An 18,361-nucleotide genomic window follows, 5' to 3' on the forward strand; every position below is an offset into this window, starting at 1 on the left:
TGTTGATAACAAAATCACATTTTTTTAGGCATAGCCATGCAAGGCCTTTATTTTTGTCGCCGTTTAGCCTATGAGACCATTAGAAATTGGAGATAAAGTCTATAATGTTACCCAAGACGGGTTCGATGATTTTAAGCGTTACACCTTTTCTGTGGTTGTAAAACTAACTAAAACTTTAGCTATTCTTAAAAACGGTACACGATTAGTAAATGACCCCAAACCGTCTTACATTATGGAAGAAGTAGGGTATTCTGTATATCGCCAACGGGGGGTGCATTGGCACATGGTTTCTTTAGATGCCATTAGACAAGCCCAGATAGAAAACAGAAAAATTGAGGCGTACGATTGGTTTCAGGATAAAAAATTTACACTTAAAGAAAAGCAATATATATACGAGCTTTTTACCAAACAAAACAAACCGTTCTAGTAAGTAAAACTTTTTCCCGAAATTCAATGTCAAAATAATTTGTCTTCAATTAGTCTTCTAGCATGTAATTAATGGTTACTCTGGTGCCGTTGCCTGGGGTGGAGTTAAAAAAGAGACGACCGTTAATGTATCCAATACGTTCTTTCATAAAAAATACACCCATGCCACCTTCGCTATTATTTTTAGGTGGTTTACTTAATATTGAAGTGTCAAAACCTTTTCCATCATCTTCAATAGAAACACTTAATAGGTTTTCCGTTACATCAATAATAACTAAGATATAATTGGCCTGTGCATACTTAATGGCATTGTTCACGGCTTCTTGCGTTACACGGTAAATATTGGTTTCTGCAAGCGAATTAAAACGAATGTTTACTTCAGCTTTATTTTCAAAAAGCACATTTTGCCCAGTAAGTTTTGCCAATTCCGTGGTCATTTTTTGCAATGCGGGGAATATGCCGTGGTCTCCTAATTCAGGAGGGGTTAGATTAAAGGTTGCCGTGCGTACTCCTTTTATCAGGTCAGACGTTAAGTCTTTAAGGTAAGCTACTTTTTCAGCGGCTTTTTCTGGGTGGTCTAAGTTTATAGATTGTATGTTAAAGCGTAAGGCGGTCAACATTTGCCCTATACCATCATGTATATCTTTTGCAATACGTTTGCGCTCTTCTTCTTGCCCGGCAACAATTAAACTAGCCTGTACTTGTTTCTGTTGCATACGGTCTTCATAATTACGCTGGTTCAAGGCCGCAATTTCGGCTTCGTTCTTTTTACGCTCCGTACTGTCAGAACATAGAATTAAAATACTCTGCTTAAGGGTGGTTTGGAACATGGGTATAATAGACATGTCTAACCAGATTTCTATCCCTTTGTGGTTTTGTATTTTTATTTCTTCCGTACGGATGTTGCGTTTTTTCAACGACAGTAACTCGCGCAAATATTGTTGTTGTCCTTCATTTTGCGTTAATGCTTCGTACAGGTAAGAATTTACAGGTGTTTTTTCTAAGCCCAATAGCCCCAAGAACTTTTTGCTGATAAAGGCAATTTTACCGTTGCGGTCCGTACTGGCAAATAATGCGGCATTGTCTATGGCAAAATTGAGTTCTTTTAGTTCCTGTAATGAAGCTTGCCTATCCTCTGCAATTTTCTGGATTTTTTGGGCATCCATTTCCGATTGTTGTCTGCGCTGCATTAAATCGCCAATGGTTCTTTTAATCTGGATAGACATCGGTTTAAAAATAAAAAGCACCTCTAATAATAGAATCAGTAATGATATACCCAATAAAAGATATTCCTTAAGTTTTAATTGTTGCAGGCGTTCTTTGGAAATAGTATCATACGCATTTACAATAGCATCCATTTTGGTCAAAAAATACTGCTCGTTTTGCAGCAAGGTGTTCATCTCTTGGTCTATGGCAGCTTTGGTTCTTTGCTTTTGCAAGATGCTTTTCACGGCCTCTACCATGGTGGTGTGGTGCGGTTGTAATTCTGTAAAGAGCTGTATAATTTCCGGATTTTCCTCTTTAGGTAAACCTATGCTATCATTACCATATAACAGCCCGCTGTGCGATGTTTCCCAAACATAAAGCGTCTCTTTTAATCGTTCTGGTAAGCTGGTGTCTTCCGCACCTTTTTGTAGCAATAGACTTTCTTTGACCAATTTTTGACTGTAGGCCCTTTGGCGGCCGGCAACGTTAATTACTCTAGAGTCGCTTAATTGGGAATCTAAATGATTTTGAATAAGTATTTGTGCTACAACAATAGTTAACGCTATAGTAGCTAGGGCAAGAATATACCATTTACGAACCCTTAAAAAAGTAAGGGTGTCTAACGTTTGATGCTTCTGCCCGTTTTCTGCCATATACTATGCTAATGCTTGTTGTATTAATTGCAAACCTTTTTCTGAGTAGTGGAGCTCCAAAGCGGCTTTATGTCCTTTCTCAGACATTTTTTTCCAAGTTTTTTGTAATATGCCTATCATTTTAGCATCATCATGTTTGCTTAAGAACGATTCATAGTAATGTTCTAAAAAAACGAGACAAATAACATCTTCTAGACATTGGGTTTCATCGTCTCTTTTCAGTTGTTTTTTCTGTAATAAAAACTGTACCCGATCTATGGTTTCTTGGTCGTAGCCAACTTGGGTTAGTATATCTGCTGCTTTCTTAGCATGGAATTTCTTTAAATTCTGTCGCCATAACAAATAACCAGTTCGGTTCATCTCATAGCTTTCCCTAGGTATTTCCCATCGGCAAATGTGCTGGCAGCGAGCAGTTAGCTGTAAGGCCTCGGTGGCATTTGGTTCAAAACGATTTAAAGTTGCGGTCATTCGCTCAGCATAAAGTAGTTCTTTGGGATAGGTTTTCCCATTCACCACTTCAGTATTAGGATCTTTAGCATTAGCAGCATCAAACATGGCAAATGCCTGTTCTAATTTTTGGGAGTTGCCCATAGGTATTGGTTTTTCAGACGTTAATCAGAAAAGCCAATATACACAAAACCTGCTTCAATTTTTACGGGATAGGTGGCTATTGCGGGTAAATCGCCATTCAAGTTTTCTCCAGATTCTAAGGAAAAGGTTTTCTTATGCAACGGGCAGGCTACTTTAGGTATGCCTTGGTGGTCGCCAATCATACCACGGCTCAAAACCATTTCTAGCTTATGCGGACATAAGTTTTGGCATGCAAACCATTGGTTGAGTCGCTCAAAATTGAACACGGCTATCTGCTTGTCTTTGTATTTAACGCAGGCGCCGCCATCTTTTGGAAAATCGTTTACCGAAGCCGCTTTGAACCATGTGGTGACTTCTGCTGGAGCGGTTTTGGTATATTTAGAAAGAAATGTTTCCATGGGTTAATTTTTAGGTTGATAGGTTATTGCCATTGCTGTGGCATTTTTTGTTCGCGCATGGGTACAAAAACCAAATTATCGTCTTCTTCTTTACTGTTTACAAAATGGTTGAAGCGTTTCATCATTTCTGGATTGTTCACGGCTTGTGTCCATTCGCACTCAAACTTATTGACCAAGGTTTGCATTTCGGCTTCCAAGTCGGCCGCGATTCCTAGTTTGTCTTCTATAATTACTTCTTTTAGATACGCCATACCACCGTCTAAACGTTCTTGCCACGCAGCAGTACGTTGTAAAGGTTTTGCCGTACGCATGTAGAACATTAAGTAGCGGTCTAGATATGTAATAACCGTTTGGTTGTCTATTTGCTCCGCCAATAGTTCTGCATGCCGTGGATTGGCGCCACCGTTGCCACCCACGTAGAGATTCCAACCGCCTTCTACAGCAATAAGGCCAAAATCCTTACCTCTGGCTTCGGCACATTCCCGAATACAACCAGATACGCCACCTTTAATTTTATGTGGAGCTCTTATACCACGATAGCGGTTCTCCAGTTCTATTCCAAAGCTTACACTCTCGTCCATACCATAACGGCACCACGTACTACCTACGCAGGTTTTAACGGTACGTAACGATTTACCATAGGCATGTCCGCTCTCAAACCCGTGGCTAATTAATTCTTTCCAAATAAGCGGAAGCTGGTTTAAGGTAGCGCCAAACAAATCGATACGGACACCCCCAGTAATTTTGGTATACAAATCGTACTTCTTGGCTATTTCTCCTAAGGCGATGAGTTTATCTGGCGTAATTTCACCACCCGGTACCCGCGGTACTACGGAGTAGGTGCCGTTCCGTTGAATATTCGCTAAAAATCGGTCGTTAGAATCTTGTATAGCATACTCTTTATTGGCTGTATCGGCGTGAATCGTAGCCATAAGCGAAGCGACTACGGGTTTACAGATTTCACATCCATGTCCGCCATTACCATGGTTATCTAAAACCTCATTGAATGTTTCATAGCCTTTTACCTGTATTAAAGAATACAGTTCTTGTCGGTTAAAATCAAAATGTTCACAGATGTGGTCCTTGACTTCTATGCCTAACGATTTTAATGTGGCTTCCGTAAGGTCTTTAACCATAGGCTTGCAACCTCCACAGCCAGTGCCTGCCTTGGTACAGCTAACAACACCGGCCAAATCCGTAGCAGCTCCTGTTTCTATAGTATGGCAAATTTGACCTTTAGAAACGCTCTCGCAAGAACACACTTGGGCTTCGTCTGGCAAATCCATGACATTACCTAACAATCCACCGCCCTCGCTGGCAGGTAAGATGAGTTGTGCTGGGTCTTCTGGGATGGCCATTCCATTTAGGTATATTTGGTGTAGCATGCTATAATCAGCAGCATCACCGACCATAATACCGCCCAATAATTTTTTACCATCTAGACTTACGTTGATGCGCTTGTAAAGAAACTGGGTTTTATTTTCAAAAATGATAGATAACCCTTTATCTGCAGGCATAAATGGAGTGCCAAAACTAGCTACATCTACACCAATGAGTTTTAACTTGGTAGACATATCTATATCACTCGCCATTGTGGTATCTGTGTGCCCTAAAATTTGTTGTACGGCTACATGTGCCATATCATAACCAGGAGCCACAAGACCAAATATCATTTGGTTGTACAGGGCTACTTCTCCTATGGCGAAGATATAAGGGTCAGACGTTTGCATACGATTATTCACTTCTATACCACCACGGATTCCAATTTTTAAGCCGCAGGTTTTTCCTAATTCATCTCGTGGTCGTATACCCGCGGAAATAATGAGCATATCGGTTTCTAAAATATCATCTTCGCCAAATTCCATTCCCGTTATGACTTCATCTCCCAAAATCTGATTGGTAGCCTTGCTCAGGTGAATGTGAATACCCATGGATTCTAGCTTTAATTGCAACACCTTACTACTACGGGCATCTAATTGTCTGGGCATTAATTTAGGAGCAAATTCTACCACATGAGGCTCTAAACCCATATCCATAACCGCTTTTCCGGCTTCTAAGCCAAGTAGGCCGCCGCCAAGAATTGCCGCCTTACCATTCGGTTTAATTTGGTTGATGTGTTTGGCATAGGCAATCATCCCTTCTAAATCTTCAATAGTCCGGTAGACAAAAACGCCTTCCTTTTCTACACCTTTAATAGGAGGTACAAAGGGCACAGAACCTGTTGCTAGGACCAAATAGTCGTAAGTGTGTTGTTGGTTATGTTGGTCGGTTACCGTTTTGGCTTCTTTATTAATATCTACAATACGGTTATTAGTAATAAGATTGATGTTATTTTCTGTGTACCATGAGGCAGGCGCCATTTCTAGTTTTGTAGCATTTTCATCTTCAAAATAGGCACTTAAATGAACCCGGTCGTAGGCAGGTCTTGGTTCTTCTCCAAAAACCGTTAGGGTAAACCCTGTAGTTTGGGCGGCAACAAACTTCTCACAGAACTTGTAGCCTACCATTCCGTTACCAATAACAATTATATTTTTCATAAGCCTCTACTTAATTGATGAATCAAAACTAAGTATTATTACTTAATTTATTACTTTTTATTTCGAAATAAATACGTATCATTGTTGCGAAATCAATAATTATAACCTAACCAAATACATATGAAAGCAATAGATAGAGAAGCGAGAATTAGTTTGGTGGGAGCAGGGCCAGGAGCAGAAGATTTAATAACGGTAAGGGGTTTACGTACTTTACAGGATGCAGATGTGGTTTTGTATGATGCTTTGGTTTCAGAAAAGTTATTAGCAAAAATTCCTGCTGGTATTAAGAAAATATACGTAGGTAAAAGATGCGGGCAGCACAGTCTAAACCAGCAAGAAATTAATACCCTATTGGTAGAGAGCGCTTTTGCTTACGGACATGCGGTGCGTTTAAAAGGAGGTGACCCGTATGTGTTCGGTAGGGCCACGGAAGAAATAGCTTACGCCAATACCTTTGGCATTCCCGTAGCCGTAGTGCCAGGGGTAAGTAGCGTTACAGCAGTTGCAGCTAGCCAGGGTATACCTATTACTAAAAGAGGTGTAAGTTCCAGCTTTTGGGTAGTAACAGCAACTACGAGAGATGGGTCTTTTTCTAAGGATTTAAGTCTAGCGGCACAATCTTCGGCCACATTGATTATACTTATGGGAATACGTAAAATGAAAGCGTTGTCAGAAGTATTGTTACAACATAAAAGTCCTGGGACTCCCTTCGCGATTTTGCAAAACGGAACTTTAGAAAATGAAAGTTGTACTATGGGTACATTAGGCACCATGGCAGAAGTATCGAACACTATAGATGTTACGCAGCCAGGTATACTTATAATTGGAGATGTAGTGGCAGAGCATAACTTCTTTTTTGAGGATGATATACAGCGTGTATTGGATTCTGTGCTGTAAATCAAACTTTTAAATTATCAATTTGTAAATCTTATCCCTTAGTTTTTTGCATTCTGCAAAAATCCCCCTACTTAGATTCTCAATCACATAATAATCGATATTTTTAAGTATAAATACGTAATAATACGTAGTTAAATATAATTTCATACGTACATTTACAACATAAGGAATTAGAATAACCATTTAAATAATACCGCTTTATGAAAACGATTATGACAAAATTATCCGCTTTTCTTGTTATGGCTGCACTTGTAGCCTGCGGAGGAAAAAAAGAGAAAAAGGGAGGAGAATTAGCACAAGCTGAAACAACTTCTACCGCTTTAGAGATTGAAAAACCACAATTGACGTTTGGTTTTATTAAGTTAACAGATATGGCGCCTTTGGCCATTGCAAAAGAGAAAGGCTTTTTTGAGGATGAAGGTTTATTTGTTTCTGTAGAAGCCCAGTCTAACTGGAAAAATGTGTTGGACCGTGTAATTGATGGCCAATTAGATGGATCCCACATGCTGGCAGGGCAACCTATTGCAGCAGGTGCTGGTTTTGGTAGACAGGCCGAATTGGTGACACCTTTTTCTATGGATTTAAATGGAAATGGTATTACGGTTTCTAATGATGTATGGTCTAAGATGAAGCCAAACGTGCCAAAAGGAGATGATGGTAAGCCGGTACATCCTATTAAAGCAGATGCTTTAAAGCCTGTAATTTCTGAATACAAGAATAGTGGTAAAGCATTTAAAATGGGAATGGTTTTCCCAGTATCTACGCACAATTATGAAATTCGTTATTGGTTAGCTGCTGCGGGCATACACCCGGGCTTATACACCGCAGATAACGTACAAGGGCAAATAGATGCAGAAGTATTATTGTCTGTTACACCACCACCACAAATGCCAGCTACTTTAGAAGCAGGTACTATTTATGGGTATTGCGTGGGTGAACCTTGGAACCAACAAGCCGTTTTTAAAGGAATTGGTGTGCCAGTAACTACCAATTATGATATCTGGAAAAACAATCCTGAAAAGGTATTTGTAATGACCAAAAAGTTTGTAGAAGAAAACCCGAATACAGCTACAGCAGTAACTAAAGCATTAATTAGAGCTGGTAAATGGTTAGATGAACCTGGAAACAGAGCAGAAGCCGTGAAGATTTTATCTATGCCACAATATGTTGGTGCAGATGAGGTGGTTCTTGCCAATTCTATGACGGGAACGTTCGAGTTTGAAAAAGGTGATAAACGTTCCATGCCAGATTTTAATGTATTCTATAAGTATAACGCAACGTATCCTTTCTATTCTGATGGTATTTGGTTTTTGACTCAGATGAGAAGATGGGGGCAAATTCCAGACACAAAGCCAGCCGCTTGGTATGATGAAACCATCAAGGATATCTACAGACCAGACATCTGGAAAAAGGCTGCGGAAGCCTTAGTGGCAGAAGGTAAAATACCTGCTAGTGATATTCCAACTACAGATGGATACAAGCCTGCAACTACTGATTTTATAGATGGTAAAACATATGATGCTAAAGACCCAATTGGATACATCAACAGTTTTGAGATAGGAAATAAAGACGATTCATCACTCTAAAACAAACTCACCATGAAGCAAAGTGTTACTGTTGTAAAAGATGATAATGTAAAGTTTGGTGCTACAGCAAAAGCTGTAGCGACCAAGCTGCTACCTAAAATGCCTAAATGGAATGTACAGACCTTTTTAAGAAAGGTATTAATTCCGCTTGCATCCATTTTGTTATTCATTGGATTGTGGCATGTGGGGGCAAAAGCACTGTTTAATATAGAGGCCGATTATAAAATTGAGAAAGCATTAACCGACCAAGGTCAAGCCGCGGCAGACGAGATGGCGGCGTGTATAGCTTCTGGTGATGTAAGCTGTCAACCCAACACCTTGCCGTCTCCTGCTCAGGTTTGGACGTCCTTCAATACACTTATTGCGGACCATAAAACCATTAGTGCGGATAAAGCCGAGTTTAAAGCCAAAACAGCTGCTTTAAATGAAAAAAGAGAAGCAGAAGGCAAAGCGCCAATTACGTATACAGGCAGGCCTTCTTTTGTTGACCAGATTTTTACCAGTTTAAAAACGGTTTTCGCTGGCTTCCTTTTAGCCTTGATTATTGCAGTTCCTGTTGGTATTATTATAGGTCTAAGTCCAACTTTACGCAATAGCTTTAACTGGTTAATTCAGATTTTTAAACCCGTATCTCCTGTGGTTTGGTTGCTTTTGGTGTTCATGATTGTAAAAACCATGACCAAAGATTCAGACTCAGACAGTGCATTTATCATATCGTTCATAAGTGTTGGGCTTTGTGCCATGTGGGCAACATTGGTCAATACGGCAATGGGCGTATCAACGGTAGACAAAGATTACATCAACGTAGCCAAGGTTTTAAAATTAGGAGCAATCCAAAAGGTGTTTAAAGTGATATTACCCTCCTCTTTACCTCTAATTTTCACAGGATTGCGGATTACTTTATCTGTAGCTTGGATGGTATTGATTGCTATTGAATTATTAGCCCAAAGTCCAGGATTAGGTTCGTTTGTATGGGAAGAATTCCAGAACGGCGCTAACGATTCCAACTCAAAAATAATCGTTGCCATGTTCGTTATTGGGATAATCGGTTTTTTACTAGACCGTATCATGCTAACCATACAAAATATGGTGTCTTTCAATAAAAACGCAACAGCTTAAATAAAAGAGGTATGGCGTATTTAGAACTAAAGAACATCAATAAAACTTACGGCACGGGAGCGGAAGCTACAGAGGTACTTACAGATATCAATCTTAGTATAGAAGAGGGCGAATTTGTGGCTATTGTAGGCTTTACCGGTAGTGGTAAAACTACTCTAGTCAACTTGATTAATGGTTTGCTAAAACCTACTAGTGGCGAAGTACTGTTTAAAGGCGAACCGGTAAAAGGTACCAGTCACGAAAGAGGCGTTATTTTTCAGAATTACTCCCTTTTGCCTTGGCTCACTGTAGGCCAGAATGTATCCATGGCGGTAAAAGAAGCTTTTCCAAAAGCAAGTAAAACCGAATTAAAAGAACGTGTAACGGAATACGTAAAAATGGTAAATCTGTTACCGGCCATCAACAAGAGACCTAAAGAACTTTCTGGGGGTATGCGTCAACGGGTATCTGTGGCCAGAGCGCTAGCAATGAATCCAGAAATGATAATCATGGACGAACCTTTAGGGGCTTTGGATGCCTTGACCAGAGGGAATTTACAAGACGAAATTTTAAAAATCTGGAGCAAGGACAAGCGTACAGCATTGTTAATTACCAATGATGTAGACGAAGGTATTTATATGGCAGACCGTATTATACCCTTAAAACCAGGGCCTAATGCTACGCTAGGGCCAGAGTTTAAGATAAATATAGACAGACCTAGGGATAAAACGGCTTTAAATGATAATCCAGAATACAAAAAGACCCGTAACGCTATTATTGAATACCTCATGGGTATTGGAGAAGCGCGTAAATCTGCCTCTAAGAAAGAATATGTTTTGCCAGATATGGCTCCTAAAAGTTTTGTTGCCTAATCTTTAAAAGAAGAAATTATGGTTGTAGAAGTTACTAAAGAGGCACTTGGCCATCAAAATGGAATTACATTTCCGTCAGACAACGTAATGTTAGATTTAAACGACCTTAAAAAGGTATACCCAACGCCAAAAGGGGATTATGTAGTCTTAGAACATCTAAATCTACAGATATTAAAAGAAGAGTTTGTGACCATTATTGGGCATTCCGGTTGTGGTAAAACTACCATGCTCTCTATGATTGCAGGGTTAAATCCAATTTCTGATGGGCGTATTTCGGTTTTGGGTAGTCCTATAAAAGGGCCAGGGCCAGACCGCGGGGTTATTTTTCAGGCACCTAGTTTAATGCCATGGATGACCGCTTTGCAAAATGTATTATTGGGGGTAAATCAGGTTTTTCCGCATGCCAGCAAATCCCAAAGAAAAGACATTGCTATGTATTACCTGGACAAGGTAGGGCTAGAAGGAGCTTTTCATAAAAAGGCGAACGAACTCTCTCAAGGGATGCAACAGCGTGTGGGTATTGCACGGGCTTTTGCTATAAAGCCCAAGGTATTGTTGTTAGACGAACCTTTTGGAATGTTAGATTCCCTTACCCGTGGCGAACTACAAGATATTTTGATTGAAATCTGGAATAAAGAAAAAATTACTGCGGTAATGATTACCCATGACGTGGACGAAGCTATCTTTTTAGCAGACCGTGTGGTTATGATGACCAGCGGGCCTAGAGCAAAAATTGGTGATGTCTTGCCCATAGAATTCAAACGTCCCCGAACCCGAAAATCGGTCTTGGAACATGCCGATTACTACAAGTATAGAAAACACTTAATCGATTTTTTAGAACACTAAAAATTTCAATAAAAAACTAAATAACCCAAACATTTAATCAGTATGAAAAAGCTAATATGTACTATTGGCCTAGGTATCTTTTGCCTTGCCACCACCCAAGCACAGTTTACTTTAGATGGTCAATTTAGACCACGTACGGAATACAGAAACGGATTTGGAAGTATAATTCCGGATGCGGCAGACCCTGGTTTTGCCATTTCTACGCGGGCAAGATTAAACGCAGGCCTTAAAACCGAGAACTTTAATGTATTCTTAAGTATACAAGACGTTTTAGTTTGGGGTGAGAACAGACAGATTTTACCGGATGATCAAAACGATTCTTTTGCCGTTTTTGAAGCTTGGGCAGAATTGAACCTAGGTTCTGGGTGGTCTACCAAATTAGGGCGACAAGTATTATCGTATGACGACCAACGTATTTTAGGGGGGTTAGATTGGGCGCAACAAGGTCGTAACCATGATGCCGCCATGATAAAATATGGTAAGGATAAATTTAAAATGGATTTTGCCTTTGCATTTAACCAAGATTTTGATAACCCAACCGGATTTCAATCTGTGGGTACGGCGTACAACACTACCGGATTCTTTAGCTATAAAACCATGCAAATGCTGCATTTGAGTCAGAAATGGGATTCGTTTTCTGGGAGTGCTTTGTTAATGAATAATGGGTTCCAAAATTTTGATGACGAAGGAGCTGCAGACGGTCTAAACAATTTGTTTACTGCTGGGGTACACCTTAAATACAACAAAGGTAGTTTTGGTGCTGCAGCCAATGCGTATTTTCAATCTGGAGAGCGCCAAGGCGGTTTAGAAGTTAAAGGAGCTAGTCTACTAGGATTAGATGTAACCTATAAAGCATCGACCAAAGTAGGGCTAGGTGCCGGAGTGGAGTTTATTAGCGGCAATGACGGTGAAACCGCAGGGGAAACAGGAGCTTTCTTTCCTTTATATGGTACCAATCACAAGTTTAATGGTCTAATGGATTACTTCTACGTAGGTAACCATGCTAATTCTGTTGGGCTAACAGATGTACACTTAAGTGCTAATTTTAAATTAGGAGAAAAAGGTGGCCTAATGGCAAAAGTGCTTAATTTCTCGGGCGCAGAAGAGTTGCCAAGCGGCGAAAAATCTTTGGGAACGGAATTAGATTTGGTGTATTCCCAAGGCTTTAAAGGTTTTGCCTTAAAAGTGGGCTATTCGCACTTATTTCCTTCAGATGGTATGTACGAGCTTAAAGGGGTGGCAGAAGCAGATGCGGCAAGTTCTCAAAATTGGGCTTGGGCCATGCTCATCATAAAACCTAAATTTTTCACCACAGCAGAAAAATAAAAGTAACACATTGCTTCGATTGGGTCATGTTGTTTAGGCAATGTGGCCTTTTCTAGTTTATAGATAATTCAATTACATTTGCGTTATGGACCCACAAACTATGCAGCAGACTATAGAAATTGTTTTGGCAGACGACCACGCCTTGGTAAGGGATGGCATTCGTGCGCTACTAGAAGAAGAACAAGATTTAGATGTAGTTGCAGAAGTCAGTAATGGTCTAGAAGCCTTGGATATGGTAGCGCAAAAAGCCCCGGATTTGTTGATAATCGATATTCGAATGCCGCAAATGGGTGGTATAGAGGCGGTAGAAAAATTAAATATACAGAAAGACCTTAAAACCAAATGTATCATTTTATCTATGCACGATTCTGAGGAGTATATTCTTAAATCGGTTAAGGCTGGTGCCAGCGGTTATTTGTTAAAAGACACAGACAAGGCAGAGTTTATCAAAGCAATACATACCGTACAAAACGGCGGTAAATATTTTAGTGGCGATATTTCTAATGTATTGGTGAACAATTTATTTGCTAATGCTAATGGGGCTGCAGAAAAAGTAGAAGGCGAAATACCGTTCGATTTAACCAAAAAAGAATTAAAGGTATTGGAGCTAATACTGGAAGGCTATACCAATAAAGAAATTTCAGAAAAGCTTCAGAATAGCAAAAGAACCATAGAAACGCATCGGTTTAACCTCATGAAAAAGATGGAGGTGAAAAACCTTATCGACCTAACCAAAAAAGCGAGAGCGCACAATCTAAGCTCATTTTAAACAATTCTTTCTGTTTGCCCTTATTTTTTGTTGAAACGCTATTTTTTGGACGCATATTTATGATATAAATACTACGTATTAATACGTATTTTTATAATTTTCCATAAGCATTGGCAATTCCTTTGATTATGAAAAATTCTACCTCACATAAAACTGTATGTTCCTATTGTGGTGTGGGTTGTGGTATGGTGATACACAAAGACCCAAAAGGAGCAATAACCCTAGAAGGAGATGCAGATTATCCTGTGAACAAAGGTATGCTTTGCTCCAAAGGAAAAACCTTGAATTATGTAGCACAAGATACCACAGACCGCATTCTATATCCAGAGATGAAGTGGAGTAAAAACCATGCAAGACAACGGGTGTCTTGGGATGTTGCCTTTAGAAGAGGCGCTGCAGTATTTAAAAGTATAATTCAAAAATACGGCCCAAACAGTGTGGGTATGTACGTTTCTGGGCAATGCCTAACAGAAGAATATTACTTAGCCAATAAATTAACCAAAGGTTTTTTTGGTACCAATAATATAGACACCAACTCGCGTTTATGCATGAGTTCTGCCGTAGTAGGGTATAAAAAAACGGTAGGTAATGATGCCGTACCCATTGCCTATGCAGATATAGAATTGGCCGATTGTTTTTTAATTGCAGGAGCCAATCCGGCTTGGTGCCACCCCATCTTGTTTAGACGTATAGAAGCGCATAAAGAGAAAAACCCTAAGGTTAAGATTATTGTAGTAGACCCACGTAAGACACAAAGCTGCGCTTTGGCAGACTTGCACTTACAGCTATTACCGGGAACTGATGTAATCCTATTCAATGCCATAGCAAGATGGCTTATAGAAAAGAAAAAAATAGACAAAGGATTTATAGCCAAGCACACGGTAAATTTTGAGGCGTGTAAACAAAAAGCTTTTGAATTATCTTTAAAACAGGCAGCCAATTTGTGTGGTGTACCGGTAGATGATATTAGAAAAGCGGCCAGATATATAGCAGATGCCAAAGGTTTTATAAGTATGTGGACCATGGGCCTTAACCAAAGTGTTATTGGGGTAGATAAAAACGTATCCTTACTAAACCTTTCACTTTTAACTGGGCAAATAGGAAAACCCGGCAGCGGACCATTTTCTTTAACCGGGCAGCCCAACGCTATGGGTGGTAGGGAGGTTGGTGGTATGGCAAGTTTACTGGCAGCTCATAAAGATTTAGGTAACCCCAAAGACCGGTTGGCCGTACAAGAATTTTGGAACTCTGGGCCCATCCAAGCAGAACCTGGCTACACGGCCACAGAAATGTTTAAAGCCTTGGAAAGTGGTAAAATGAAAGCCGTATGGATTATTTGTACCAATCCTGTTGTGAGCTTACCTAATGCTAAGCTTGTAGAACGAGCCCTAGAGAAAGCCCATTTTGTCATTGTGCAAGATATCAGCCATAATTCTGAAACTACTAAATATGCAGATTTACTGCTGCCCGCAGCAGGTTGGTTAGAGAAAGAAGGCACTATGACCAATAGCGAAAGGCGCATTAACTATTTACCTAAAGTATTGGATGCTCCCGGAGAAGCCTTGCCAGATGCAGAAATTTTATGGCGTTTTGCGCAAGAAATGGAATTTAAAGGGTTTGATTATGAGTCGGCCGCAGAGGTGTATGATGAATATTGCCTGATGACGAAAGGCACCAATATAGATATTGCTGGGTTATCTCATGAACGCTTGCAAAAAGAAGGTAGTTTTCAATGGCCAGTACCACACGCAGAACACCCAGGTACACCAAGATTGTTCACTGACCAAAACTACTTTACCCTGTCTGGTAAAGTACAGTTTAATGCACCGCAAAGTCTTTACAACAAATCAGAAGCTACTAGTCCAGAATTTCCGTTGATACTAAATACGGGTAGGGTTAGGGACCAGTGGCATACGCGAACTAAAACAGGGAAAGTTAAGCGGTTGTTAACCCATATCCCTACACCTTTTTTAGAAATGAATACGGTAGACGCCCATATTCGTGGATTAAAAGAAGGCGATGTTGTGGTAGTCAAAAACCCTCGTGGGGAGGTGCGGGCAAAGGTTAAAATCAATTTTGATATTCGGGAAAAAGTAGTGTTTTTACCCATGCATTGGGGCAAAATTCTTAATCAGGATTTTAGTAGAGCAAATAACTTAACGCATGCCTTGGTAGACCCAATTTCTAAGGAGCCGGACTTTAAATATAGTGCTGTACAAGTAGAAAAATACAAAAAGACCAAACAGAATTTGGTAGTAATTGGCGCAGGGGCAGCTGCCTATCGTTTTATCCAAACCTATAGAGATAAAAATAAAATTGATACGATATCTGTTTTTTCTAAAGAAGAAAACCCGTTCTATAATCGGGTTTTACTACCAGAATATGTGAATGAAGATTTAAGTTGGGAAGCTTTAAAAAAGTTTAAAGAAGGCGAATTGGAAAAACTTCAAGTTAATTTATATGCTAAAAATGGGATTCAGAAAATAGATGCTCAGAAAAAGGTGGTTTATGATGATTTTGGCCAGGAACATCCGTATGATTTGCTTATTGTGGCAACAGGCAGCCGTGCATTTGTTCCTCAAGGGGTACGCATGGATTTGCCTGGGCGTTTTACCATGCGGGAAAAAGGGGATGCAGACCGATTAAAAACCTATTTAAATGATACTGGTTTACCCAATGCACAACAACATGTAGCTATTGTTGGTGGTGGATTATTGGGATTGGAGTTAGCGGCATCATTAAAAAAAATTGGTTTAGAAATTAGTATCATTCAGCGTGCACCGCGTTTAATGGAGCGCCAATTAGACCCCATAGCGAGTAGGTTATTGGCAGAAGATGTACAAGAGCGGGGTATTAAAATCTATTTTGATAATGAAGTCAGTACCATCTTTGATGCTGATGGCGCTGCACATAGTTTACAAATCAATCTAAAAACGGGACGTACATTACATTGTAACGCTATTGTATACGCTATAGGGACTAGACCAAATATGGATATTGCCAAGGATGCGGGCTTACAAACAGGTAGAGGAGTGGTTGTGAATCCGTACCTGCAAACAAGCGACCCTAGTATTTTTGCTATGGGAGAGATTGCCGAGTTTAATGGCAGTTTGTTTGGTATTACCTCTGCTGCTGAACAACAAGCAGATGTAGCTGCCAATTATATCCTAGGCGATTTAAGTAGCATTTACAATGGCTCTGTCCTAATGAATATTTTAAAGTTTGATGATTTGGACCTCTGTAGTATTGGTATGGTAAATGCCCCCAAGAATGATGATACCTACCAAGAAATTGTTCTTATGGATGTGCACAAGCGTTTTTATAAAAAATGTATCGTTAAAGACGATATATTAAAAGGTGCTATCCTAATTGGAGATAAAAATGAGTTTGCCGAGTTTAAACGGCTAATTGAAGAGGAAATTGAGCTTTCTGATAAGCGAGACGAACTGCTCCGTGGCGCGCCTTCTGGTGAACCTATGTTAGGGAAATTAGTATGTTCTTGTAGCCAAGTGGGGCAGGGCAATATAGAAAAAGCTATAAATGGAGGGTGCACCGGATTTACAGATTTAGTTGCACAAACAGGTGCTGGTTTAGGTTGTGGTAGCTGTAAACCAGAAGTGAAAGCAATTTTAGAAGCACAATTACAAACGGTTTAAATCTAGGTGGTATGAATGACGATTTGCATCGCATATGTTTTAAAGGTGGGGTTACTTCACCAGGCGAATTAAAGGATAGCATCGCCATGTTAGAAGCTGCAGGTCTGCAAGAAGTGTTTTTTGGTTCGCGCCAAGATTTGCTTTTTCCATTACCTCAAAAGAGCAAAAAACAACTAGAATTGTTGTCAGAGTTTAATACAAACATCGTAGCAGACAGAAGTTATCAAAACATTGTTTGCTCTTATGTTACTGCGGATATTTTTGACATGACCCATTGGTTAAAAGGGTCTACGTATTTGTATTTGCTGGAGCAATTTAACTATCAACCTAAATTAAAAATAAACATTACAGACCCCAAACAACGGTTGGTTCCCTTATTTAGCGGCAACCTCAACTTCATCGCTTCGGAAGAAGAAGATTATTGGTATTTAAATGTTATGCTTCCGCATTGGAAAAACAAAGCGTTTTATCCTGTATTAATCTATAGTTGGGATATCGTAAAAATTGCGCGGAACATAGAAGAAGTGTTTACCGGAATTGACAATGTAGACCAGCTGTTCACCATCATCAATCAAAAATTAGAAACGAACAACAAAAACATACAGCAGCCCTTGCAAACGCCTTATTTAACCTTTCCTTATTATGAAGGGATGAACAGAATGGGGTTAGATCAGTTTTGGTTAGGGCTTTATTGGCGAAACAACCGATACGATTTAAAATTTTTAAAAGAATTTTGCGGCTTCTGTTTAGATAATGGTATTGGTAAAATCTGTATTACCCCTTGGAAATCTTTAATAGTAAAAGGGATTAAAACCGAGAGTAGGCCTGCTTTGGAACGTTTTTTAGGGTTAAACGGTATTAATGTTCGCCATTCGCAGTTAGAAATGAACTGGCATTTGCCTGTAGATGATGCAGAAGCATTAGATTTAAAACGATTCCTAGTGCGTAATTTTGATCAAAATGACATTAGTACCTATGGGTTAACCTTTGGTATTAGTAATGATGTAGGCAAACGCTCTCATTTTTCTTCTATTGTAATAGAAAAGAATCCGCCACCTAAACTCGTTGCGGATTTTGAGGTTAGGCCCTCTTACAATGTGCTACACTTTAAAAATTTTGACCCCAATACAGATACTTATGTAGTGTACGCACAAGATGTGGATAAGGTAGAGTTGAGTGGCCTATTAATGGAGTTAAGTAAAAAATATTTTGAACAATTGCACAAGGTGACCGCACCAACAGAAGAGAAAGTGCAACTTAAGGCAAAGGAAGAGGGTAGTACAGTGTACCAATGTCAAGATTGTTTTACTATTTATGATGCCGCCGTAGGGGATAAAAAGAATAAAATAGCTAAAAACACTCCATTTAAAGAATTACCATCGCTATATAGCTGCCCCACTTGTGAGGCTTCTTTAGCAAATTTTAAACCTGTAAAGTTGGTTTTGGCTAAGTAGTGTAAGATTTACATTTACATAACTATTTATTTAGCAAAAGTTGGTA

General features: G+C 39.6%; 14 protein-coding genes. 10 read left to right on the top strand and 4 right to left on the bottom strand.

The window, feature by feature from the left end; translation table 11 throughout:
- Positions 1–70 precede the first annotated feature (70 nt).
- Complete coding sequence (locus FBT53_RS00585) at positions 71–427, top strand: pyruvate kinase (protein WP_136949234.1); 357 nt, start codon at positions 71–73, stop codon at positions 425–427.
- Positions 428–476: 49 nt separating this feature from the next.
- On the opposite strand, the gene FBT53_RS00590 is transcribed toward FBT53_RS00585, so the two are convergent.
- From FBT53_RS00590 to nirB, 4 genes are read right to left on the bottom strand one after another with little or no spacing between them, the layout of a single operon-like run.
- A complete protein-coding gene (locus FBT53_RS00590) occupies positions 477–2,285 on the bottom strand; it encodes a type IV pili methyl-accepting chemotaxis transducer N-terminal domain-containing protein (RefSeq protein WP_136949235.1) in 1,809 nt (602 codons plus the stop codon).
- A gap of 3 nt (positions 2,286–2,288) precedes the next feature.
- Positions 2,289–2,876, bottom strand: coding sequence for a DUF4202 domain-containing protein (locus tag FBT53_RS00595; protein WP_010517651.1), 588 nt, complete (start codon positions 2,874–2,876; stop codon positions 2,289–2,291).
- A gap of 20 nt (positions 2,877–2,896) precedes the next feature.
- Entirely contained in the window at positions 2,897–3,274 is a 378-nt protein-coding gene (gene nirD, locus FBT53_RS00600) for a nitrite reductase small subunit NirD (protein ID WP_080319068.1), read from the bottom strand.
- A gap of 23 nt (positions 3,275–3,297) precedes the next feature.
- Entirely contained in the window at positions 3,298–5,811 is a 2,514-nt protein-coding gene (gene nirB / locus FBT53_RS00605) for a nitrite reductase large subunit NirB (RefSeq protein ID WP_136949236.1), read from the bottom strand.
- A gap of 120 nt (positions 5,812–5,931) precedes the next feature.
- Here nirB and cobA point away from each other — a divergent pair, with 120 nt between their 5' ends.
- From cobA to FBT53_RS00650, 9 genes are all read left to right on the top strand, one after another.
- Positions 5,932–6,708, top strand: coding sequence for a uroporphyrinogen-III C-methyltransferase (gene cobA, locus FBT53_RS00610; protein ID WP_136949237.1), 777 nt, complete (start codon positions 5,932–5,934; stop codon positions 6,706–6,708).
- Between the two features lie 200 nt (positions 6,709–6,908).
- Positions 6,909–8,294 (top strand): CmpA/NrtA family ABC transporter substrate-binding protein, encoded by a 1,386-nt coding sequence (locus FBT53_RS00615; RefSeq protein WP_136949238.1) that lies wholly within the window; start codon positions 6,909–6,911, stop codon positions 8,292–8,294.
- 12 nt (positions 8,295–8,306) lie between these two features.
- Positions 8,307–9,413 (top strand): ABC transporter permease, encoded by a 1,107-nt coding sequence (locus FBT53_RS00620; RefSeq protein ID WP_136949239.1) that lies wholly within the window; start codon positions 8,307–8,309, stop codon positions 9,411–9,413.
- Positions 9,414–9,424: 11 nt separating this feature from the next.
- Positions 9,425–10,264, top strand: coding sequence for an ABC transporter ATP-binding protein (locus FBT53_RS00625; RefSeq protein WP_136949240.1), 840 nt, complete (start codon positions 9,425–9,427; stop codon positions 10,262–10,264).
- An 18-nt stretch (positions 10,265–10,282) separates the two neighbouring features.
- Entirely contained in the window at positions 10,283–11,110 is an 828-nt protein-coding gene (locus FBT53_RS00630) for an ABC transporter ATP-binding protein (protein ID WP_010517638.1), read from the top strand.
- A 42-nt stretch (positions 11,111–11,152) separates the two neighbouring features.
- The gene (locus FBT53_RS00635; protein ID WP_136949241.1) at positions 11,153–12,436 is read left to right on the top strand and encodes an alginate export family protein; all 1,284 of its coding nucleotides are present in this window, start codon (positions 11,153–11,155) and stop codon (positions 12,434–12,436) included.
- An 85-nt stretch (positions 12,437–12,521) separates the two neighbouring features.
- Positions 12,522–13,205: a response regulator transcription factor gene (locus FBT53_RS00640; RefSeq protein ID WP_240729727.1), complete on the top strand. Its 684-nt coding sequence runs from the start codon at positions 12,522–12,524 to the stop codon at positions 13,203–13,205.
- Between the two features lie 128 nt (positions 13,206–13,333).
- The gene (locus tag FBT53_RS00645; RefSeq protein WP_136949243.1) at positions 13,334–16,861 is read left to right on the top strand and encodes a nitrate reductase; all 3,528 of its coding nucleotides are present in this window, start codon (positions 13,334–13,336) and stop codon (positions 16,859–16,861) included.
- An 11-nt stretch (positions 16,862–16,872) separates the two neighbouring features.
- Positions 16,873–18,315 carry a rubredoxin gene (locus FBT53_RS00650; protein ID WP_136949244.1) on the top strand — a complete coding sequence of 481 codons (1,443 nt, stop codon included), beginning with the start codon at positions 16,873–16,875 and terminating at the stop codon, positions 18,313–18,315.
- Positions 18,316–18,361: the final 46 nt, after the last annotated feature.

The organism is Flavobacterium sp. ASW18X (assembly GCF_005144745.1).
GTDB lineage: Bacteria > Bacteroidota > Bacteroidia > Flavobacteriales > Flavobacteriaceae > Croceivirga.